Here is a 23137-nt window from a genome sequence, read left to right as displayed (position 1 = left end):
TTAGTTTTGTATTGCTTCAATCAAGGAAATCGCTGGCTGCATCGCTTCTTCGGTTGTCCCTTCTAACACAACATAACAATACGGCTTGTATGCAGCGGTGATGGCCAATAGTTGTTGATAATCAATCCTTCCTTCTCCCAATGGGACTACCTTGATTTTCCCATCGATTACTTGATAATCTTTCAAGTGCAAGCAAACGATGGCATCGCCAAAGCGGGAAAAAGCTTCCCTTGTCAAAGCAACTTGCTCTTGATAGTTCTTCGCCGTAATCAGATTGGTTGGATCAAAGATGATCCCTAAATAGTCAGAGGGTACCCGTTCCAGCAATTCTTCGATTCGGTCGATCGATGATAGTGGATGATTTAAGCCCGCTTCAATTCCTAGCATCACTTGATGTCTCTTGGCCACTTGGACCAAACGCTTGATCACCTGAACCAAATCATCGAAAACGACGTCACTGAAATTTTCCTCGGTATACCCCATATTTGGCAAAATCGAACCAGTTTCACTTGCGACCATAGCTGCATCAAAATATTTGGCATGTGCGAGATAGGTCTCGAATCTGGATAAAATTGCTTCCCGTTCTTCCAGATCAGGATGGATCAGATTACAATAACAACTTAATAAAGCGACCTGAACGTGAGATTGACCAAAAACTCGTTTGAAAAAGCGGCCTAAACCAGGGCTTAATTGCTCTGGCTCTGCCCATTGCGGGAAGGATTTATTTAATGCAAATTGAATGTTATGAATGTTTTGGGCGGCAATTTTTTGCGCTAATTCTTCTGGGGACCCATAATTCTTTACATCATGCCCCCGAACAGTTAGTTGAAACATAGCTTCTCCTTTCTTCACTGCTTTTGAAGAAAAAAGAAGACCAAGCAGCGAATCACTTCAACTGGTCTTGGTCTTCAAATCATTCAGCAGTAGCGGCTCCTCACTTCATCTATTTCTTCTCAATAGATGATCAGAACCTTTTGTGACCTTTATTGTTGTGAACGATAGTCTTCCGTGAACTCGTCAATGATTTGCTGTCCACCATTTCTTAAGAAGGTTTCGATTGCTGTATCAAACCCATCGATCTCGATTTCCCCAGTCATATATTGGTAGTAAGCGTCTGAGATTCCTTCAATCAAGCTTGACCATGAACGATCATAGGTTTCAGAGGTCAGCGATTGTGCAGGATTGATCACCGCAAACTCTTCATTTTCGCGAATCTTTTCATTGGCTAAGTTGACATATGGGTTGCTTGAAGGGAAAACTGTTACTAATTCTGATGGACGAGACGAAGAAAATGGTTGTACTTCTTGTTGCCACTTCGTATCATCTAAACGGACATAGACACCCTCATCATCAATTTCATAATGGACCCCTTCGATCCCTTGCGTCATCAACGTAAACGGCTCTTCGTCCATCAAATCATTGATAAATTTCAAAACAACACGTAAGTCTTCTTCGGTTTCAACATTGTTTTTCGGAATGGCTAACCAGCCGCCCATTCCACCATTGGTATCAGAAAGGATACGACGTTCCACATTTTCATGGACGATATCATTGATCAAGACCCATTCCATATGCTCTTCGGCAGTTCCAGCAGCATCATCAATGTAGTTACGTACTTCTTGCAAACCACTCAATACGATCCCACCACGACCTTGAACGATATAGTTCTTCTGGTCATTTTTCGCCATTACCGCAAAATCAGAATTCATCCAGCCGTTATCATAGATATTACGGAACCATTCCATTGCTTCTTTGTATTCTGGTTGCATAAAGGATGGCATCACTTCATCATCATCCGTGATCGTAAACCAATTGTCTGCGCCAAAGTAACCAGAAAGTGAACGGAAACCAACGTTAAAGGACTCATCACGCTCTACGAAACCAACCGTATCATCTACACCGTTGCCATCTGGATCACCTTCCGTAAAGGCCTGAGCGACAGCCGCTAATTCTTCTAATGTCGATGGCACGTCCAAGCCTAAATTATCCAACCAATCTTTTCTGACAAGGACGCCATAACGAGCGATCGGTTTTAAAAACGGAACACCATAGATATGACCATCGATCCGCGAGGACTCTATGCGATCCTCAGAAATTTCTGCCAAATTTGGAAACTCTTCTAAATACGGTTCCACATCCCAGAACATCCCGGACGCTAGCGAGCTCCGGACGGTCGTGTTATTGATTTCTGTCAGACTAACGATATCTGCTAAAGAATTTGATGCTAGTGCTGCATTCAAGCGTTCTGTTTTTGATGCGTCCGGCACCCAAGTGAAATCGATCTCGATCCCTGTATATTCTTCTAATTTTTGCGTCACATCCCCAGACGGAGGCGAAGCGGTATGCAACATCGCCATCCAAGAAATGCTTGATTTTGTTTCACCTTCTGTACCTTCAGATGAACCTCCGCCATCGCCGCAGCCTGCTAAAAACAGTCCGGCACATAATAATAAACTTGCAACTTTCAACTTTTTCATTTGTTAACCTTCTTTCTCTATTTTTAGGGAGCCATCATCGCGCTGATCTTTCCCTTGATACGTAAAATATTCAAAATCGGCATAGCTTCCGGCAAAGTGATCTAAATCATGGGCACTGATTCCTATGAAATTCCCCGTAAAACCACCAGACAAGAACTGAATGTTTTGCTTTTTAAAGGGATGCCACGTTTGTGATTGCCGATAGAACCATTGGGCTTCTAGATAAGAACCGACTACTTTCAATCTGATCGGCTCACTTGCAGCAGCGAGGGGCAATTTATCTGGGAACAAGTGAAATTCTCCTTCACAACAGCGCAGCAACCGAAGGACCTTGCCTGCTTCTTCATCATAGGTCACATAGAAAAACAAATAGTTTTCTTCGTTTAAGAAAAGCGACAATCCAGCCATCTGGTTAAACGATTGGGGTTGATATTCCATCACTGTTTCAGCTTCAAAACAAAAGTCTTGTTGGCGAATCGCTAATAAGTGCTTATGAAAGTTCGATTGCATCGATTCTCCACCGATCAATCGCAAATACCCTGGTCGCTCAGTCAGATTGCACCACTCTTCATTGGGCAGCAATCGTCTACCGTTCCATGCTTTTTGCAACGATCCTTGAAAATCATCAACAAAAACAGCAGGTGATGTCTCTTGCTTCTGAACCTCGCTAGCGAGCCTGATGGTTTGATCTGGGATCGTATCATCATTGCTAAGACGCAGCCATCCTTCGTGATCCCAATAGACGGTTTGGAGTGCCGTCTCTCGTCCAAGGATCGCTGCCCCTGCTACTGGCCGAGTCATCAAATAGCTCATGACCCATTCTCCTGATGGCGCAATCGTCAAACTGCCATGACCTGTACATTGAAAAGGGGAATCTTGGCGCTGATAGGCACACATCATGGGAAAATGCGGATCTACTTCATAAGGTCCAGTGATGGTCTTACTACGACAAACCGTTACCGCATGACCTGCACCCGTTCCTCCTTCTGCCGTCAGTAAGTAATAACACTCATTGTGGTAATAAAGATGCGGTGCTTCAGTCTTCGCCAGCTGGGTACCAGAAAAAATTGGCACTCTGTCACCGATCAAGCGGCCTTGTGCTTCAGAGTATTCTTGGAGCACGATCCCCACCGATTTATTTGGTGTATCCTTACGATAATCCCATAGCGCATTCAATAACCAGATACGCCCCTCTTGATCATGAAACAAGGACGGATCAAAGCCACTACCATTTAAGTAAATGGGCTCACTCCATGGCCCATGAATCGTAGGAGCCGTCATGAGATAGTTTCGACAGTCTTTGAAGGGGCGTGTCGTGTTACGAACATTTGTATAGACACAATAGTATTGTCCGTTTGCGTAACTGATTTGCGGTGCCCAAATGCTGCAATTTGCTGCGTTGCCTAATAAATCCACTTGATTCGTCAGAATATCTGTTTCATGGGACCAATTGACTAGATCTTGAGAACAGTAGACCCGGATTCCTGGCAACCACTCAAAAGAAGAAACCGCTAAATAATAAGTATCCTCGACTTTTAAAATACTCGGATCAGGATGAAACCCTCTTAAAATCGGATTATTGATCATTGCCTTCATGCAACCCCTCCTTGTTTGCTGACTGTGTCCGTTGTTTTTTTCTTGTGTCGGTCATCACGATGGAGAAAACAAAAACCCGCCGCTAAAAAGAAACAAAAGGCAATCGGAAAAGCGATCATTTGACTACCAATCAATGTCACGACACCAGTCAAAAAATAAAGAACACACGCTTGTTTTCGATAATTACGATAGCGAACAAGCATCGTCGCCACTGAAACCAATATCAGGAGTGCCAACAGCGTGAAGCCAAACCAAGCACCGAGTGTTTGAAATTGCGCCAACGCTGCTTCTGCCGTCATTTGCTTCAGTACAGTAGGAAAAGCACTTTGAAAGATCTCTTCGAACTGCTGGACAGTCATTTGATTGATCACCAAGGAAAAGCCGCCCATAAACACCAGAGCGAGAACCATCCCGATCCAGCCAGACCATTTTGCCTTGCTCATTTTTCTATCACTCCTTCGATAGTCACCCATTCAGGACGTTGGGGACTTCTTTGGTAACAACACATTCGCTCCGTGAACGCGACCGTTTGGTGGCTTGCTGCTTTTCCCCAATCAGACCAGCCGCAAGGGACGAGCTGTTGATCAAAGCAGCAGGATAAAAAGGTGACTTTGGCGTCATTGCGCCAAGGGCGGCCTAAAAAATAGGCTTTGTCCCCTGTCACCCGACACCGATCGAAGGTTAACCCGCTTGCTTGTTTGTTGGTTGAGGCAGCAGTAATGTAGTTCGTTTGTGGTGTATTTTTACAATGCAAGCGACACTCTTCAAAGGTGGCGGAACCACCGCCAAAAATAAAATCGACTGTTCCACTGATCCTGCAATGCAAAAACAAACTCTGTTGTTGGTCAAAGATTGTTTTTCGCCAAGGACTGATCATTGGTTCGCCCTCTTTGGTATATTTTGGCAATGGTCCCAGGCACAAGGTATCTTGAAAAGCATCGAGATGACAGCGTTCGAAGCGAATGTCATCCCCTTCGATAAAGACGGCAACTGCTTGCCCGACTGCTTGCCCATACCCTGCGTCATTGGTGATGGTCAGGTTTTTTACAAAGACTTCTCGGCTATTGATAAAAAGCGTCGCTGTTTGAAACGTCCCTCTTTTTTGCCCATTTTCATCGGTTTGCTCGGCAGCCAAGTGGTAGCATAAGAACGTGTTGGGTTCTGCGATCAACGTAAGCTGGTTTTTATAGATTTTCACCTGTTCTTGGTACACGCCAGAGGCGATCGTGATCTCACAAGGTGCGTTTAAGGCTTCAGCAGCCAGCACAGCTTCTTGGATACTCGTAAAATCGCCCTTTTGCGGGTCTTTACTAACCTTTAGCTTGATAGGAGGTGCTGTTTTAGAAATTCGATCCACTGCGCTCTCATCTCCTTGGTTTCTTCATGACCACCTGGCAAGCTGCGCGCCTGCCAATGCTCCTTGTAGCCCATTGCTTCATAATGCTGCCCGACCTGCAGATCCAAACGAGCGACGCCGCTTGAGGGGCATCCACGATCTTTTTTGCCAACCAAACTCAAACGCGGGCGTGGTGCAATCTGTTTTTGGATTGCCGCAGTCGTAATGTCTTTCAACACATTAGGAACATAATAGTAAAACCCATGTTTGCTTAGACGGTCCTCTTCGATCAATGCTTGATAGTCCACTTGTGCTGCCATGTCCACCACCACTGATATCCGTTCATCAAGCGCTGCCAACCACCAACTCATCAAGCCGCCCATGGAAAGTCCCAATGTGGCGATAGCGGAATGTTTCACTTCTTTGCGGGAAGCAAGATACGTCAAAAACTGTTGATTGTCATAGATTCGCTGCCCCCATAACGTTTTGCCTTGCAAGAGAAATCGCTTGTAGCTATCATTTTCACCATTTTTTCGTTCGCCAAAGCCCCACATGTCGATCACCCCAACAGCGACGCCCAGCTTCATAAATGCAGCGAATAGGCTTTCCTTTTGCATATAAGGCGGACTTTGCCGAAGTTCTTCTTTCCCTATCGTGAAGTCACCGCCATGAGAATGATTGAACAAAACGAGTGGAACAGGTTGCTGAGAGCTAGGATAAGCAAAGTATGCAGGGACATCCTCTTCTTGATTTAATCGTAGAAGTAAATGTTCCAAGGTATAATTTTTCACTTGCTCTTTTGTTTGCTGAACCACTTGTGGTGCAACTTTCATATCAGGACCTAGCAGCTGAAGTAACTGAGGATCCCTCACAAAAAATCTCCTTGAAATGCCAGAGGCTGACGATTCTCAAATGATTGTGTGACGGTGATTTCCCGACTATTCTCGATATGGAACGCTTCAGTTACGCCTTCCAAATTGATACGATCAAACTGAATATTCCGTCCACAGCCAATATAAAAGCCTTGTTTTGTCATCTCTTCGATACCTGTCATCATTGCAGGCTTTCCTGGAATTGGATGTTCAGCCATAGAGATGGCAATATCTTGGAAAGTGATATTTGAAATAAATTGTTCAGCCAAGCCATAAACAAACCCAGCGGCCGCATGGACATTCCGAGCCGAGATATTTGCAAAATGGATTCTCCGGAAATGAGGGGTTTCCTCGGTGATTGGGTACGGATTTTTATCCCAAACATACTTCTCTTTGCCTTTCGGTCCACAGAAATAGTAAAGATTTAAAGTGAATGGACAGATGACATTATCCATCACAATGTTATTCACTCGAATATCTTCGATCGTTCCGCCACGTCCACGACGGGATTTCAAACGAATCCCACGATCGGTATCTTGAAAAATACAATTACTGATGGTGACATTACGAATATCGCCGCTCATCTCACTCCCTAGAACGACTGCCCCATGCCCATGAAGCATATGGCAATTTACGATCGTGATATTCTCACAAGCGACCCGTTCTTTAGTGTCCTCCGTTCCTGATTTGATGGCGATGCAATCATCGCCAACATCGATATGACAGTTACTGATGCGGACATTTTTACAAGATTCAGGATCGATCCCATCCGTATTTGGCGAATCCGCTGGATTTTTGATGCGAAGATTATCGATCGTTAGATCTTGGCAAAGAATCGGATTGACGGTCCAACTTGGTGAATTGACAAGACGGATATCTTTCAATGTAATTTGCTGGCAAGAGTCAAAACTGATTAATTTTGGTCGTGGATAAGCAAGCTCTTCACGGTTTTGCCGAAAGGTCTTCCACCATCTTTGCCCTTGTCCATCAAGCATTCCTAATCCTGTGACAGCGATATTTTCCGCATTCTCGGCATATAAACAAGAGGCATAAACTTCCCGTTTGACCCCTTCCCAGCGAGACACGACGACGGGATAGTCTTTGGGATCATCAGAAAATACTAAGGTCGCCCCCAATAGTAGGTGCAGTTCAATGTTACTTTTTAAAAATAGCGCACCTGTCGGATAGCGTCCTGCAGAAAAAGTGATTCTGCCTCCTCCTTGTTGATGCAATTCATCAATTTTTTCTTGAATCGCTTCTGTCAACAGACCTTCTTTTCCTTGTAAATCAGCTGTAGTTAATTGGATATTCATTTCTTGCTTCCTTCCTCCGTTAGTGGTTGCAGCAGTAAACTCGCTTGTAAAAAGGCACCGTATCCTTTGAAATCATTCGTGATAACGGGTTCACTGATATAGTAAACAAACGTACCATCCCGATTATCTGGTCCACCAAGACCAGCAACTTCACAGTTTCTGATCAGATTCAACCAGCCTTCTTTTGTTAAAAAGACAAACTCATCCAGCAATCCTTGATAGGTCTCTTGGGCAAACACTTGCCATTTTTGATCGATGATCCCTGCTTTGACTGCTTTCGCTGTTGCGTAACAAATCATTGAAGAAGCGGATGCTTCTAAATAATTCCCACGCTCACTGCCTTTATCTAAGACTTGATACCACACTTTTTTCTGGGGATCTCTTACTTTAGCAAGAGCTTCTAGACAGGAGACAAACATGTTTTCTAACGAATTCTTCTGCTCTGATTCCCCTAATAGCACCATCGTATCTGCGAGTGCCATCATGAACCATCCCATTGACCGTCCCCAGAAATTTTTTGAACAACCAGTCTCAGGATCTGCCCACGGCTGGACTTTTTGTTCATCCCACGCGTGATACAAAAGACCCGTTTTTGGATCTAGGGTATGCGTAAAGCATAAGGTGAATTGCTTGATGACATCTTCCAATGCTTCTGCTTTCTCAAATTTCAGTGCGTATTCTGTTAGAAATGGGGCCCCCATATATAAGCCATCTAACCACATTTGATATGGATAGATTTTTTTATGCCAGAACCCGCCTTCGCTTGTTCTTGGCATCTGCTGTAATTGTTGATACAGCGTGTCCAAGGCGATCTTGTATTTTGAAACACCTGTTTCTTTGTATAGTAAGAATAAACATTTGCCATTATTGATGTAATCGATATTCATCGCGTCCATCTGATAATTTTTGATACGACCGTCTTCGTCAATATAAAAATCCATCGTGTTTTGGATATAGTCGAAATAACGTTTGTCACCAGTCTGTTCATAGGCTTCTTTCACGCCTTGTAAAACAACCCCGATGTCATAGGACCATTTTCCGTGATAAATTTTTTCTTTGCATAAGTAGTCATAGCGCTCAAATAACGTGTTCAAAGCAATTTCCGAATAGTTCTTCATGTACGATACTTCCTTTTATTGTAGTCTCCTCAATTCATAGAGCTGTTTCAATGAATCTGTTTTACTGGCTGTATTTCATGAGGGTTCAGCTTGTTTTGCTATTTCCAGGTGTTCTCTAGTAACCGTTTTGTTCACGAACCAGTAAAAGTCTTTGAGCCGTTTTCTTCAGATAATGACCTCATCTCCTTTACTGGCAACGGTTTGCTCCGTAGTCGATGCCGCTTTTGAAACCACCTGATCTGTTTCAATTGGGTGGATATCTTGAAGAATTTTTTTGCCAGCAAGGGCAAAAACACCACCAACTAAGCTACTCCCCATCAAAAAGAGACCGATCAAGAAATAACTGCCCAGGACTAAATAGCAAAGGATCAAAATCGTCCAACTAATGATCGAATAATGCAGATAGCCTAAACCTAACAAGGCACTCCCCCGCAGGATCTCAAGCACGGTCGCAAAGTTGGTAGCCGCCATGACGGTATACACGTGCATGAATAGAAAGAGGAACGCAATCAAAAAGAGGACATTCGCCACTTGGATAAACCATGGAAATGGCGCAAATATATTGGTGATCACGATTGCTGCGATAATCAAAAACAACCAACTGATTAGCACCGATTGCCGGAACCGTTCTTTACTATAGTAGAAAAAACTTTTGATCAAAGGCGGTCGTTCATGAAGACGAAGCCAGCGATCATAATATTTCATCATGGCATACGACGCAGGGCCAATGCCAAAGAGGATGCCTCCCAGGAGAGTCACACTTAGCCAAAGAAAGTGAAGGGCGATCAGCGTCAAAAATGCGAGTAATCCTTCGTTGATTTTCGTGATCTTTTCGATCGTCATGTGATCCCTTCTTTCTTAATAAATCCCATCTTCGCCAATTTTTTTCGCCAAACGATTGGCAAAGATGACAAGAATCAAGCCAACAAGTCCTTTAAACAGCCCAACAGCTGTCGAGTAACTCAATTGACCATTTTGAATCCCGGCGGTATAGACAAAGGTATCAAAGATTTGGGCAACCTCACGGTTCATTGAGTTCATCAACAAGAACATATGCTCAAAGCCCATATCTAAGATCGAACCGATCTTTAAAATCAATAAGGTTACGATCGTCGGACGAATACAAGGCAATGTGATATGCCACATTTTTCGTAGCTTGCCAGCCCCATCCATATCCGCCGCTTCATAAAGCTGTTCATCAACATTGGTAATAGCGGCTAGATAAACGATCGTCCCCCAACCGGCACCTTTCCAAAGATCTTGGAAAATGTACATTGGACGCAACCACGTGCGACTTGTTAGAAACGGGATACGTTCGCCACCAAGACTTTCGATCATGTTATTGATTACACCACCTTCTGTCGTTAATAAAACATAGAAGATGGAAACAACGATGACCCACGACATAAAATGAGGCAAATAAATGATGGTTTGAATCCCTTTTTTCAAACGGCGATTGTTTACTTCATTTAGCATAAGTGCCAATACTATAGGAAAAGGGAAGGAAATCGTGATATTTAAGAAGAACATGATCAATGTATTGCGCATCAACATCACGAAGGTATCTTCGGTAAAGAGCCGAATAAAATGGGTGAAGCCAACAAAGGGGCTTCCTAGGATCCCCAAGAATGGTTGGTAGTCTTGAAAAGCGATGACTAACCCGCCCATCGGTATGTAACGGAAAATAAGAAAATATAAAATCCCCGGCAATACCATAATATAGAGGGCACGATTTTTTCTGATTTGCGCCCATTTTTTCTTTTTCAGCCGCAGCCGCTGTTCTTCTTCATTTAGTGGTGAGAAGTAATTATCAACTTTTGTTTCCATACTTGTTCCTCCGATTTTTTTTGATTTGATAGTCCCATGGTAGCGTGAAAAAAAGATAACGTATATAATCATTTTCTCAGCTTTGAAAAGGCATACATTTTTTAGGATTATCTCGCAGTCGAATTGGATAATCCTTTATTTATCAACGTTTGTCATTATTGTGATTTTTTTAACATGTAAAAATGATTATATACGTTGTCCCCGCCTCATGATACGTTGGAAGTACCTATTTAAGTAAAAAAAGATGGAGGTTTTTTCTATGCAACAAACCCTGAAAAAAACGAACCGCCCGAAAAGTGAACGGGTCGTTCAAGGATTTATTATTGGCTTTCTACTACTCTTCACCTTAACGTGTCTCTTGCCTTTTCTAAACATTCTCGGAAGCTCCTTTGCTTCTTCTTCTGAGATCGCGACACGAACATTTATCATTATCCCTCGTGAATTTAGCTTAAATGCTTACCGGTATATTCTCTCGACACCCACGATTTTTACCAGTATTGGTGTTTCCCTTTTTGTGACCATCGTCGGAACAGTTCTTTCAATGATCTTGACCTCTTTTATGGCCTATGCTCTTTCAAGAAAATATTTGCATGGACGCGGCATCTTCAACTTTATTGTCGTATTTACCATGTTGTTTAGCGGTGGGATGATCCCAAGTTTTATTTTGGTACAAAGCCTCGGCTTGATCGATTCTCTCTGGGCACTGATCTTACCGAGTGCGATCAGTGCATATAATATGATCATTATGAGAAACTTTTTCCAAGGAATTCCTGATAGTTTAGAAGAATCCGCAAAAATGGATGGTTGCTCTGATTGGGGCGTCTTTTTCCGGATCATCTTACCCCTTTCCTTACCATCGATTGCGACGATCTCTTTGTTCTACGCTGTTAGTTATTGGAATACTTATCAATCAGCGATTTTGTACATCAATGATTCAGCGAAATGGCCGATCCAAGTGCTCCTTCGACAAATCGTGATCGTCTCCAGCGGGATGAACGCCGATGCCGCGAGTGTCGATGTTGTCCCACCAGCACAATCCGTAAAAATGGCCGTGATCGTCGTTGCAACTCTCCCAATGTTGATCGCCTATCCATTTGTCCAGAAGTATTTCGTGAAAGGGGCAATGGTTGGTTCCGTCAAAGGGTAACCAACAGGCAGCCAAGAAAAACGCGCTTTTTGATCAACGATCAAAAAGCGCGTTTTTCTTTTATTCTTTGGAACGTTTGCGATACTCTCCGGGCGTCATCTGTTCTTTCTTTTTGAAAAAGCGAATGAAGTTTTGAGAGTTGGTATATTGAAGGTTGGCTGCGATTTCCTTGATCGTCATATCCGTTTCCCGCAACCATTTTTTGGCGATTTGCAACCGATAGTTTTGTAAGTAATCGGCAAAATTGATGGATAATTCCTTTTTAAACACATTACTTAAGTAATTGGCATTATAATGCAGCTGTTCAGCAATGCTATCTAAGGAGAGATCTTGATCGTATTGTTGGTGTACGATCAAGACCATCTTTTCAGACAAGGAGCGAATTTCTCGATCTGTTTTGGCTTGTGTCGTTTCAACGATAGGTAAAACTAACTCATGATAGATGATTTGCTCAACTTTGAACAAACTGGTTTGATTAAGCACGGATTGATAAACTTTGCGACTATTCTGCAAGCTGGTATGATCCGCTCCTAAGAGTTGCCCTAGCTGAACGATACTGTTGATAACTTAAACAAGGCACTTTCAATCGTCAACGGATTTTTGTTTTCATGAATGATTTCCCGTACGACTTCCGTGTAACTTGCTTTGATGGTCGCTAGTTCCCCACTACGCATCGCATCCAAAAAGGTGCTTTCTGCTTCTCTAGGGTATTGAACGATCGCATTATTGTCTAATTGTGCTGCAATGTCGTCAAAAAAGATAATGACTTCTTCCCCTAAATTCATTCGATAGTGCAAGGCTTCTTTGGCGTTATCAACCGCTAATTTGGTTTCTACGAGGCGGTCATAGGATTGTGAGACCCCACAACTTATTTTGATTTTCAAGTAATCTTTTGCCGCTTGATGGATCTTTTGACAATAGGTCAATACTTGTTTTTGGTCAACTGATTCAGGAAGCTTTAAAATCGTCCCTTGGGTTTCTTGACTGGAGATGATTGGTTGAAAACGCAAATTTTCTGGAATGATCTCAGAAACGAGATTCTCGATGGCAAGCAAGAAAATATCAATAGTCGCTGTTTCTCGTCCACACAAATCATCGATTTGAATCAGTAATAAGGCAAAGTGTTCTGTTTTGGATACTTCATACCCAAATTGTGACAGTTTTAAGTGAATATCTTCTTCTGAGATACAGCCGCGAAACAAGTTTAATAGAAACAAGGATTCTAATTCGGGCTTTTGATGCTCGACTTTGACGGCGAGATCGTGGTTTTGATGTAAGACCTGGTCGATATCGGAAATCAACTGATTGACTTCTAATTTCTGACCTTGTTTTTTGGGCTTTAAAAGCTCACCGATCCGATTGATGGGTGAGGTAGCCACGATCGCAATGCGATAGGATACTAATAAAAAGAGGATGATCAAAAGACTGCCAATCACGATCAAACCGCTTCTTAATTCACGGATTGCTTGTGAAACGCTAGCAGGCGCCAGGCGGATCACATGATACCACTGATTGTAATCCGATTGTGTGACCACATACTTATTGTTTTCTTTGTCAGTGAAGATGCCATCGCCGTGGGCAGCTGCAATCATTGTTTCTTGTAAGGCAGAATCGATCACTTCACCATTATCGAAAAGCAGTTGTCCGTCTGCATGAAAAATATTCAAAAAGGAATCGTCATGATCTGCCACCAACTGCGCAATGGTATGGTCTTGGATTTCAGCGATCCCCAAAGCAGTGGTTTCCTGTCGAAACACAGGCAGCGTCATCACCATTTTTAAATAGCCATCTTCTGGCAACCAATACAAGTAGCGTTGGTTGTCGATCAACGCTTGAAAAGCAGCGAATTCAGTATCATCGATCTGTTTTAAGGAGCCTTCTTCGATTTTCCAATGCTGGTTCAAATTCACCAATTGGTAGCTGGCGTTTTCGATTCCCATCACACCAATGTAAGCCAGTTGTGAATTGATCTCTCGTACTTGTCGATAATTCGTCACAGAAAACGGCTGTTCCATCGTATCGGAAAAGCTTTGTGTGCTACTGTATGTAGAAAAGGCATACTCCACCATCTGAATTTTTTGATCCAGATTTTCTTTGACTTGGTTGACCAAATTATGTTGACTTTGCAAAAATGTTTCTTGAATGTTTTGATACGTTCGATGATAAATGACCCCACTAAACCCAATGATTAAAGCGCTACCAATTAGAAAAATCAAAATAAATATTTTATAAAACAAGTTGGACGTTTGATGATAGCTTAAAAAGAATTTCATAGACTCCCTCCCATTACCTGACTATCTTCTTTTATACTAGCACATCCCAGAAAAAGTTCCTATGTTATTTTGAAAAATGTTTCACGTGTGCATCCTTGGTGTATTGACATTCTCGTGGGAACAAGCTATGCTTGAATCAAGCAAAAAGGAAGAAGGTTTTCTATGGTCACGATCAAAGATATCGCCAAAGTCGCTGGTGTTTCACATACAACTGTTTCTCGTGCGCTAAACGATAGCCCATTAATTAAGCCAGAAACAAAAAAGAAGATCGCAGCCATCGCTGAATCTTTACACTATGTGCCCAATGTCAATGCCAAAAGTCTGGTGAATCAAAAATCCTATATCATTGGTCTTTATTTTTCTCATCTATCCATTGGTACTTCCGATAGCTTTTTAGTCGAAGTGATCAAAGGAATCAGTGATACCCTACCATCCGAATATACTTTGGCGGTTCATGAATTATTGCAATCCGATACATTTGATGAAGAGCCGAATCGCCTCGATGGAGCGATCGTGATGAGTCAAAGCGATCGTGATGACGGTTTTATCGCTGCTCTTTCAAAGAAAAACATTCCCATCGTCGTTTTGAATCGTCAATTGCAGGATGCAACCTTGATGAATGTCACTAGTAATGATGCCCAAGGGGTCTATCAAATGATTACCTATGTGCTTGAACAAGGCTTTCGAAAGATCGCCATGATCGAAGGGATCGCTTCCTTTGGTTCCGCTAGAGAGCGCCGCAAAGGATTTATGAAAGCGATTCAAGAAAAGCAGCTTGTCTGCCCGAAAGAATACTTCGTAGCTGGCGACTACTCGTTGGAAAGCGGTCAGCTGGGTGCCCAGCAACTACTCGCTTTACCTGAACCACCTGAAGTGATTTTTTGCGCCAATGATGATATGGCGATCGGTGCGATCAATGCCTGTCATCAAGCAGGACGAAAGATCCCAGAGGAGATAGGCATCATCGGTTTTGATGATAGTTCTTTTTCTCCCTATACGTATCCCCCATTAACAACGATCCGCAAACCAGTCTATGAAATGAGTCAATTGGCAGCAACCCTGCTGTTGCAGGCATTTGCCAATCAAGTAGTTGAGAAACAACATTTCTTTGATACCTCGTTAATCATTCGTCAATCGCTGTAAGCCTCTTGTTTTCAAGAGCGCTTACGCAAAAATGTTAACGTGTGCATATATATATTTTTTTTAAGGAGGATTCTATGAAAAAAATTACCGAACAACCCCATCAAACCTATCCAGCCCGAGTGATTCAATTCGGGGAAGGCAATTTTATGCGGGGCTTTTTTAACTGGCAGCTGCAGCAAATGAACAAGCAAGGTCTTTTTAACGGCAGTGCCGTTGTGGTACAGCCGATTGATCACGGCTTGAAAGAGCTGTTGGCACAACAAGAAAATCTCTACACCGTTATCTTAGAAGGACTTGTCGATGGCGCTTTATCTCAAACATTTGAAGTCGTCTCCACCATTGATCAAGTGCTGAATCCTTATCAGCAATGGGAAGACTATCTTGCTTTAGCCGAAGACGAGCAACTTGAGATCATCGTTTCTAATACGACGGAAGCAGGCATTGCGTTTCACCCAGAGGATACCTTACACGATACCCCTCCCCAAAGTTTTCCCGCAAAACTGACCGCTCTTTTGTATCGTCGTTTTCAACTACGAAAAAAGGGATTTTTGATCATTCCTTGTGAATTGATCGATCGGAATGGGGAAAAACTAAAAGAGATCGTCTTACAATATGCCGCATTATGGTCTTCGGAATCAGACTTCGTCAACTGGTTAGAAAAAGAAAACACCTTCTGCTGCAGCTTAGTCGATCGGATCGTTCCAGGATATCCTCGCGACAAAGTGGCACAATACCAAGAGGTTCTTGGCTATGAGGATGCCGTAATGGTCACTGCGGAACCCTTTATGCTATGGGTGATCGAAGGAAACGGCGTAGCCGAAAAGCTCCCTTTGCAAGAAGCTGGGTTGAATGTGATCGTGACAGAAGATATGACTCCTTACCGTGAACAAAAAGTACATTTATTAAATGGTCCTCATACGGCGATGGTTCCACTCGGTCTTTTAGCGGGTTTAGAAACCGTTGAAGAAGTAATGAACGACCGTGAATTTGCAGCCTTTTTGGATGGTCTTTTTCAGGAAGAGTTGATTCCAATGCTTGATTTGCCTAAAGCGCAGCTTGCAGCTTATGCGGACCAAATCAAAGAGCGCTTCAGAAATCCTTATGTGAAGCATCAGCTGCAATCGATCGCTTTAAACAGCGTCTCAAAATTCCGTGCGCGTCTTCAACCAGTCTTAAGTCGTTATGTCCAACAAAACCAGCAGGTACCTAAACGAATCACTGCCGCACTGGCAGGATTGCTGACTTTCTATCTCACACGACCCTTTCAAGATGATGAGCTAGTGACAACCATATTTCAGCAAGTGAAACAATTACCAGCAGAAGAACAGATCGCAGCTCTATTAAAAAATGAGCAACTTTGGCATGCAGACCTGAGCTTTATGACAGAGACGATCAATGAAATGTGCGCATGCCTAAAACAAGACGGACCCCGCCAGTTACTTGAGTCGATTGACACCCCTGAGCCAAGTTTGAAATAAAGGAGAATCTTTATGTCCAGCACATTAACAGAAACACCCGCGCAACTATTGAAATTGCACCCTAAAGACAATGTCGCAGTCGCATTAAAACCACTAGCTGCTAAAACGACTCTTGCATTTGAAGGTCAAACGATCACCCTTTTTGAGGATATTCCACAAGGACACAAAATCGCCCTCAAAGACCTCGCACAATCACAAGACGTGATCAAATATGGCTATCCCATTGGACATCTCTTAGCTGACGTGAAAACTGGCCAATGGTTGCATACCCACAATGTCAAAACCAATCTTTCTGGTACCTTAGCATACACCTATGCCCCCGATTTGCATCCCGTCCGTTATCCAAAAAGGGCTGCGACGTTCCAAGGGTACCGTCGGGCAAACGGCAAAGTTGGAATTCGTAATGATTTACTGATCGTGCCAACAGTTGGCTGTATCAATGGCATCGCAGAGATCATTGTTGAAAACTTCAAGAAGAATCATCCAGATCTTGGCACTTTTGATCATATTACGATCCTTAAACATCCCTACGGCTGCTCTCAGTTAGGCCAAGATCATCAAAACACCCGTCAAATTTTAATTGATGCGGTGCATCATCCAAATGCCGGTGGCGTCTTGGTCTTTGGCTTAGGTTGTGAGAACAACACCGTTCCCGAGTTTAAGAAAAACCTTGGTGACTACGATCCAAAGCGCGTCAAATTTATGGTGGCACAGGAAAGCGACGATGAAATTGCGGTCGGCGAAAGCTTATTAGAAGAATTACTGGAAGCAGCAAAAGAGGATCAACGAGAAGCCGTTCCCTTGAGTGAGCTAAAGATCGGGTTAAAATGTGGGGGGTCCGACGGGTTTTCTGGGATCACCGCCAACCCTTTGTTGGGGGCATTTTCTGACTTTTTAGTTTCTCAAGGTGGCAGTACGGTCTTAACGGAAGTACCCGAAATGTTTGGCGCTGAACAAGTCTTGATGGCGCGTGCACAAGATGAAGCAACCTTTGAAAAAATCCTCCATTTAATCAATGACTTTAAAGATTATTTTCTTGCTTACGGTGAGCCGGTCTATGAAAATCCTTCTCCTGGCAATAAGGCAGGCGGCATCACTACGCTAGAAGATAAGTCATTAGGCTGTACCCAAAAATCTGGGACTTCCGCTGTCGTCGATGTCTTAAAATATGGGGAGAAACTCCGTAAGCCAGGCTTGAGCCTGCTGGAAGGTCCAGGAAACGACCTTGTTGCCGCTTCTGCACTGGCTTCTGCCGATTGCCAACTCGTCTTATTTACCACGGGTCGCGGCACGCCATTTGGTGCCTATGTGCCGACCATGAAAGTTGCCACGAATCAAGAGATTTACCATAAGAAACCCCACTGGATGGATTTCAACGCCGGTCGCTTGTTGGAAGAGCCGATGGAGGTCGTGCTGGAAGACTTTATTCAAGCGATCATCGATACTGCCAGTGGAAAACCGACGCGTAATGAAGCCAACAACGTTCGTGAGATCGCCATCTTTAAAAATGGCGTGACACTATAATCAAAGAAAAGAGGTTCGACATGTTTTTAAATGAAAACTATTTATTGCCAAATGAAATTGCTCAAACCCTTTACCATGAATATGCCAAAGAGCTGCCGATCATTGATTACCACTGCCACCTAGACCCGAAAGAAATCTATGAGGATCGACCCTTTAAAACGATCACCGAGGCATGGCTAAGTGGCGATCATTACAAATGGCGCTTGATGCGCGCTTGTGGCGTACCAGAAGAAGCGATCACCGGCAATGCCAGTGATTATGAAAAATTTTTGGCATGGTGTCAAACAGTGCCAAAATTGGTGGGAAATCCCCTTTACAGTTGGACTCATTTAGAATTAAAACGATTTTTTGCGATCGATCTTCCCGTTACTGAAGAAAATGCCGAAACCTTGTGGACGCTATGCAACGAAAAATTGCAGCAAAAAGACTTTACTCGAAGAGCTTTGATTACTCGCAGTAAAGTCGAGATCGTTTGCACCACAGATGATCCAGTCGATGATCTTCACTATCATCACCAATTAAGCCAAACAGAACAACGTTTTCGTGTCTTGCCGACCTTTCGACCTGACAAAGCGTTACAAATCGACCATCCGAATTTTCTTGCCTATGTTACCAAACTCGAAAAGAGTGTCGAAAACGCGATCACTACCTATGATGCTTTCTTGACAGCCTTGCGGGACCGTGTAACCTACTTTCACCAACATCACTGCCGCTTGTCTGACCATGCGCTGGATACTTTAGTGTATTTTACAGACGAACAGTTATCCCTTGAAGCAATATTTGCCAAAGCATTAGCTGGGGAATCTTTGGAGGAAAACGAAGTCTCGTTCTTCAAAACCAATGTTCTAGTTGAACTGATGAAGCTGTATCACGAACATGGTTGGACGATGCAACTGCATGTCCATGCGTACCGCAACTGCAATCAACGAATGTTTGAGCGCTTGGGACCAGATACTGGCTACGATGGCATCAATGATCAACCACTGACTCAAAGCTTGCAGAAATTATTGAACGCCGCTGATGCGCAGGACCATTTGCCTCAAACGATTCTCTATTCCTTAAATCCCAATGACTATGATGCACTCGTCGCTTTGATGGGGTGCTTCCAGCAAGAAGGCAATAATAAATTGCAGTTAGGATCTGGCTGGTGGTATAACGACACCCGCGCAGGCATGCGTCACCAATTGACGAAATTCGCAGATGGCAGTGTGATCTTTAACTTTGTCGGCATGCTGACGGATTCAAGAAGCTTTTTGTCTTACACCCGTCATGAATATTTCCGACGCGTCTTTTGTGAATGGCTTGCTGAGATCGTTGTACGTGGTGAAGCACCTGCTGATCTTCGTCAGCTAAAACCATTAGTAGAAAATGTCTGTTATCAAAACGCCAACAACTACTTCAAATTTTAGGAGAAAGACAATGGAAAAAATCGTCATCGTCGGTGATTCCACCGCATCGATCAAAGAGCCTAGCGCTCGTCCAGAAACGGGCTGGGGTGAAAAGATCTCACGCTATCTCCCCCAGCATCAAATCGTCAACTTGGCAAAAAATGGGCGTTCCTCCAAAAGCTTCATTGAAGAAGGACGCTTGTTGCAGGCAAAAAAAGAACTAGATGCTGGTGATTATCTCTTGATTCAATTTGGACACAACGATCAAAAAAGAGATAGTCGTGGTACGACACCTGTAGAATATCAGCATAATTTAGCAACCTTCGTGCAAACGGCACGCCAGCAGCAAGCGACACCGATCCTATTGACCTCGATCACTCGTTTGCATTACGTGGACCAACAGCAACTTGATCCTTTGGCAGTCGGTCCTTACCCAGAAGCAATGCGTGCTTTGGCTACCTCCTTGGATGTGGTCTGTCTGGATCTTTTTGCCGCAACACAACGGTTCTTTTCAGCACTGGAACCACAACAGGCGAAAACCTATTTTCTTCATTTAGAAAAAAACCAGCACCCCAATTATCCAGCCGGCATTACGGATAACACGCATTTGAATGACCAAGGTGCTACAGCCGTCGCCAAATTAGTTGCCAAATGTTTGACAAATGCTCCATTACCGCTTGCACAACAAGTTTTGTTAGATTGAAACTCATTGTTCGTGTTGAATCTTCCCCTAACATAAATATGCTACCTGATTTTAAAAAGAGCTACTCAAGCAAAACGCTGCGAAGAACATTTTCCTTCACAGCGTTTTGCTTTTCGTTCTTTTTAAAAGATTTATTTGCCACTTCTTTGCTTCAACCCATTTATCGCCAAGCTACCTTTTAAAGCCCTACATTTCTTGGGTGTTGGACCATAAAAATGGGAACGATTGCAATCGTCCCCATCCTTACTACTGATTGTTTTATTCAGGTTGTTTCCCGATATACGCCAAGATACCGCCGTCTACATATAAGACATGGCCATTGACAAAGTTGGATGCCTCAGAAGCTAAGAAAACAGTTGGTCCTGCTAAATCTTCTGGCTCACCCCAACGGGCAGCAGGTGTTTTCGCTACGATAAATTGATCAAATGGGTGACGAGAACCGTCTGGTTGGATCTCTCGTAATGGTGCGGTTTGCGGTGTTGCAATATAACCAGGTCCGATCCCATTACATTGAATGTTAGCTGAACCAAATTCAGCACAAATGTTTTTCGTCAACATTTTCAAGCCGCCTTTAGCCGCTGCGTAACCAGCCACCGTTTCTCTTCCCAATTCACTCATCATTGAGCAAATGTTGATGATTTTTCCATGTCCTTTTTTGATCATTGACGGTAAGACTGCTTTTGAAACGATAAATGGAGCGTTCAAGTCCACGTCAACGACTTGGCGGAAGTCTTCAGCAGACATCTCCAACATCGGGATTCGTTTGATGATCCCAGCATTATTGACTAAGATATCGATCACGCCAACTTCTTCTTCGATCTGCTTGACCATTTCGTTGACTGCTTTTTCATCCGTTACATCACAGACATAGCCGTGGGCTTCGATCCCTGCTTCACGATAGTTTGCTAATCCTTTATCCACTGATTCTTGATCCAAGTTGTTAAAAACGATCGTTGCTCCTGCTGCTGCTAATGAACGAGCGATCGTAAAACCGATCCCATAGACAGCTCCTGTCACTAATGCGATCTTACCATCTAAACGAAATTGATCCATTGAAAAATCCATAATTGATAAACCCTCTTTCTTTTTATTTTAAGTCGTCCATTGCCACCATATCCATGTCGGTATAGGTGATATTTTCGCCACACATTGCCCAGATAAAGGAGTAGTTACTGGTTCCAACACCCGAATGGATCGACCAGCTTGGAGAAATAACTGCTTGTTCTTCACTAACGACTAAATGCTTCGTTTCATCTGGTTTGCCCATCATATGGAACACTTTTGTGTCTTCGTTGGCAAAATCAAAATACACATATGCTTCCATCCGACGTTCATGGGTATGACTTGGCATCGTATTCCAAGCACTGCCTGGTTCTAAGATCGTGTACCCCATTTGTAATTGACAGCTTTCACAAACATTTGGGTGAATGTATTGATAAATTTTCCGTTCATTTAATGTCAAGCCCTCGCCTGTCTCCATTGGTGTGACTTGATCGATACTGATTTTTACATTTGGGTATTTCTTATGTGCTGGCACGCAAGATAGATAGAATTTCGCTGGATTTGCTGGATCATCTGAGTGGAACAAGACTTGTTTGGTTTCCTTGCCGATATAGTAGCCGTCTTGTTTTTTCATTGGTTCTTTTTGGCCATCGATCGTGATCGCACCAGGTCCTCCAATATTGATGACGCCCAATTCGCGACGTTCTAAGAAGTATTCCACCCCTAATTCGCTGCTTAATTGCACTTCTAACGCTTCTTCTGCCGGTGTCACTCCGCCAAAGATCATCCGATCATTGTGGGTATAGGTCAGCATGATTTGTCCTGGTGTGAAAATTTTCTCTACCAAAAATTCTCTGCGTAATTCCTCGGTACTATAGTGACGAATATCAAGTGGACTATGGGTATAGCGTGTTTCCATGTGTTGCATGTTTTATTCCTCCTATCGGATAATTTTTCCTGAACCTGTTGCAATAAATTCTTGTATCTCATTGGCGCTAAACTGATTACAGTCGCCATGGATCGTATGTTTCAAAGCAGATGCTGCAGTGGCAAAATCAATGATTTCTTGGTCTTGTTTCTTCGTGACAAGACCATGTAGGACACCAGCTGAAAAGGCATCGCCGCCGCCGACGCGATCAACGATTGGATTGATCTCATGGGTAGCAGAAACGACATAATTGCCGTTGTGCCATAGGCTTCCTGTCAATTGATTGTGGCTTGCTGAGAGCACCTGACGACTAGTTGAATAAAAGAGCTGGATATTTGGGTATTTCCGATGCATTTCTTGATAATAGTAGTCATCTTCGACTTCCTCTGTTGGAGCTGATACATCCATAAAGACTTGGGCATCTAACTGTCCTGCCGAGCAATAATCGACATAGGGGAGCACTTCTTGCAAAAAGACGCGCGCTTCAGCGGTCGTCCACAGCTTTCCACGATAATTGATATCGAAACTGATTTTACAACCAGCTGCTTTCGCTTCTTTGATCAACGTCAGTAAAAGTGTCTGCCAAGTCGTTGAAAGAGCGGGCGTGATTCCTGAAAGGTGAACAATGTCAACCCCATCAAAAAGGTCAGATTGCCACTCATTTTCTTTCATTTGAGCAAAGCTAGAGCCAGTGCGATCATAAACCACTCGCGCTGCTCGTTCGCCGATACCGGTTTCAATATAGTAAGTACCTAGTCGGGAACCGCCACGAAGCAAGTGACGACAATCGACGCCATAGCTTCGTAAATGATGAAAAACGGCATCTCCTAAAGCATTCTCAGGCACTTTACTAGCAAAAGAAACGCGATGACCAAAATTCGCTAAGGAGATCGCAACATTGGCTTCTCCACCGCCATAATGGGCAGCAAACATCGAACTATGGGCGATTCGGTCGCCTAACGTTGTCGATAGACGCAACATGATTTCTCCTAGTGTCAGAATGTTTGCCATC

General features: G+C 43.4%; 21 protein-coding genes. 6 read left to right on the top strand and 15 right to left on the bottom strand.

The annotated features are described in order from the left end of the window. The 10 genes from CO692_RS14760 to CO692_RS14715 form a co-directional block, all read right to left on the bottom strand. Positions 1-834 carry a sugar phosphate isomerase/epimerase family protein gene (locus tag CO692_RS14760; RefSeq protein ID WP_186366383.1) on the bottom strand — a complete coding sequence of 278 codons (834 nt, stop codon included), beginning with the start codon at positions 832-834 and terminating at the stop codon, positions 1-3. Between the two features lie 149 nt (positions 835-983). Continuing rightward, positions 984-2477 carry an extracellular solute-binding protein gene (locus tag CO692_RS14755; protein ID WP_096742566.1) on the bottom strand — a complete coding sequence of 498 codons (1494 nt, stop codon included), beginning with the start codon at positions 2475-2477 and terminating at the stop codon, positions 984-986. Between the two features lie 3 nt (positions 2478-2480). Next, positions 2481-4073, bottom strand: coding sequence for a glycoside hydrolase family 43 protein (locus CO692_RS14750; protein ID WP_096742565.1), 1593 nt, complete (start codon positions 4071-4073; stop codon positions 2481-2483). Beyond that, entirely contained in the window at positions 4070-4516 is a 447-nt protein-coding gene (locus tag CO692_RS14745) for a DUF4064 domain-containing protein (protein ID WP_096742564.1), read from the bottom strand. The genes CO692_RS14750 and CO692_RS14745 overlap by 4 nt, the downstream gene beginning before the upstream one ends. Beyond that, the gene (locus tag CO692_RS14740; RefSeq protein ID WP_096742563.1) at positions 4513-5430 is read right to left on the bottom strand and encodes a pectinesterase family protein; all 918 of its coding nucleotides are present in this window, start codon (positions 5428-5430) and stop codon (positions 4513-4515) included. Before CO692_RS14740 ends, CO692_RS14745 begins: the two co-directional genes overlap by 4 nt. Continuing rightward, the gene (locus CO692_RS14735) at positions 5391-6281 is read right to left on the bottom strand and encodes a dienelactone hydrolase family protein (protein WP_096742562.1); all 891 of its coding nucleotides are present in this window, start codon (positions 6279-6281) and stop codon (positions 5391-5393) included. The genes CO692_RS14740 and CO692_RS14735 overlap by 40 nt, the downstream gene beginning before the upstream one ends. Then, positions 6278-7594: a glycoside hydrolase family 28 protein gene (locus CO692_RS14730; RefSeq protein WP_096742561.1), complete on the bottom strand. Its 1317-nt coding sequence runs from the start codon at positions 7592-7594 to the stop codon at positions 6278-6280. The genes CO692_RS14735 and CO692_RS14730 overlap by 4 nt, the downstream gene beginning before the upstream one ends. Then, positions 7591-8712 (bottom strand): glycoside hydrolase family 105 protein, encoded by a 1122-nt coding sequence (locus CO692_RS14725; RefSeq protein ID WP_077453826.1) that lies wholly within the window; start codon positions 8710-8712, stop codon positions 7591-7593. The genes CO692_RS14730 and CO692_RS14725 overlap by 4 nt, the downstream gene beginning before the upstream one ends. Positions 8713-8877: 165 nt before the next feature. Then, complete coding sequence (locus CO692_RS14720; protein WP_096742560.1) at positions 8878-9555, bottom strand: YesL family protein; 678 nt, start codon at positions 9553-9555, stop codon at positions 8878-8880. Between the two features lie 15 nt (positions 9556-9570). Further along, complete coding sequence (locus CO692_RS14715; protein ID WP_077453828.1) at positions 9571-10539, bottom strand: ABC transporter permease; 969 nt, start codon at positions 10537-10539, stop codon at positions 9571-9573. Positions 10540-10798: 259 nt separating this feature from the next. Here CO692_RS14715 and CO692_RS14710 point away from each other — a divergent pair, with 259 nt between their 5' ends. Then, positions 10799-11686, top strand: a complete 888-nt coding sequence (locus CO692_RS14710; protein ID WP_015509917.1) for a carbohydrate ABC transporter permease — start codon at positions 10799-10801, stop codon at positions 11684-11686. A 60-nt stretch (positions 11687-11746) separates the two neighbouring features. On the opposite strand, the gene CO692_RS17970 is transcribed toward CO692_RS14710, so the two are convergent. Continuing rightward, positions 11747-12199 (bottom strand): helix-turn-helix domain-containing protein, encoded by a 453-nt coding sequence (locus tag CO692_RS17970; RefSeq protein ID WP_226818166.1) that lies wholly within the window; start codon positions 12197-12199, stop codon positions 11747-11749. A gap of 29 nt (positions 12200-12228) precedes the next feature. Next, positions 12229-13959, bottom strand: a complete 1731-nt coding sequence (locus CO692_RS14705; protein WP_226818164.1) for a cache domain-containing protein — start codon at positions 13957-13959, stop codon at positions 12229-12231. 162 nt (positions 13960-14121) lie between these two features. On the opposite strand from CO692_RS14705, the gene CO692_RS14700 reads away from it, so the two are divergent. The 5 genes from CO692_RS14700 (at position 14122) to CO692_RS14680 (ending at position 20195) form a co-directional block, all read left to right on the top strand. After that, complete coding sequence (locus CO692_RS14700) at positions 14122-15102, top strand: LacI family DNA-binding transcriptional regulator (RefSeq protein ID WP_005229927.1); 981 nt, start codon at positions 14122-14124, stop codon at positions 15100-15102. Positions 15103-15176: 74 nt separating this feature from the next. Then, entirely contained in the window at positions 15177-16580 is a 1404-nt protein-coding gene (locus CO692_RS14695; protein WP_096742559.1) for a tagaturonate reductase, read from the top strand. Between the two features lie 12 nt (positions 16581-16592). Continuing rightward, positions 16593-18104: a UxaA family hydrolase gene (locus CO692_RS14690; RefSeq protein ID WP_060792119.1), complete on the top strand. Its 1512-nt coding sequence runs from the start codon at positions 16593-16595 to the stop codon at positions 18102-18104. Between the two features lie 20 nt (positions 18105-18124). Next, positions 18125-19513: a glucuronate isomerase gene (uxaC, locus tag CO692_RS14685; RefSeq protein WP_096742558.1), complete on the top strand. Its 1389-nt coding sequence runs from the start codon at positions 18125-18127 to the stop codon at positions 19511-19513. 10 nt (positions 19514-19523) lie between these two features. After that, positions 19524-20195 (top strand): rhamnogalacturonan acetylesterase, encoded by a 672-nt coding sequence (locus CO692_RS14680; RefSeq protein ID WP_096742557.1) that lies wholly within the window; start codon positions 19524-19526, stop codon positions 20193-20195. A gap of 258 nt (positions 20196-20453) precedes the next feature. Here the strand turns inward: CO692_RS14680 and CO692_RS14675 are convergent, their stop codons facing one another. From CO692_RS14675 to CO692_RS14665, 3 genes are read right to left on the bottom strand one after another with little or no spacing between them, the layout of a single operon-like run. Beyond that, a complete protein-coding gene (locus CO692_RS14675) occupies positions 20454-21260 on the bottom strand; it encodes a gluconate 5-dehydrogenase (protein WP_005229917.1) in 807 nt (268 codons plus the stop codon). A gap of 22 nt (positions 21261-21282) precedes the next feature. Further along, positions 21283-22125, bottom strand: coding sequence for a 5-dehydro-4-deoxy-D-glucuronate isomerase (gene kduI, locus CO692_RS14670; protein ID WP_096742556.1), 843 nt, complete (start codon positions 22123-22125; stop codon positions 21283-21285). A gap of 12 nt (positions 22126-22137) precedes the next feature. Beyond that, the gene (locus CO692_RS14665; protein WP_096742555.1) at positions 22138-23136 is read right to left on the bottom strand and encodes a sugar kinase; all 999 of its coding nucleotides are present in this window, start codon (positions 23134-23136) and stop codon (positions 22138-22140) included. Between the last annotated feature and the right edge of the window lies 1 nt (position 23137).

The organism is Enterococcus sp. FDAARGOS_375 (assembly GCF_002393265.1).
GTDB classification, from domain to species: Bacteria; Bacillota; Bacilli; order Lactobacillales; family Enterococcaceae; genus Enterococcus_D; species Enterococcus_D innesii.
Note: the sequence above shows the minus strand (reverse complement) of the source record. Positions and strands in the feature narration are given on the sequence as shown.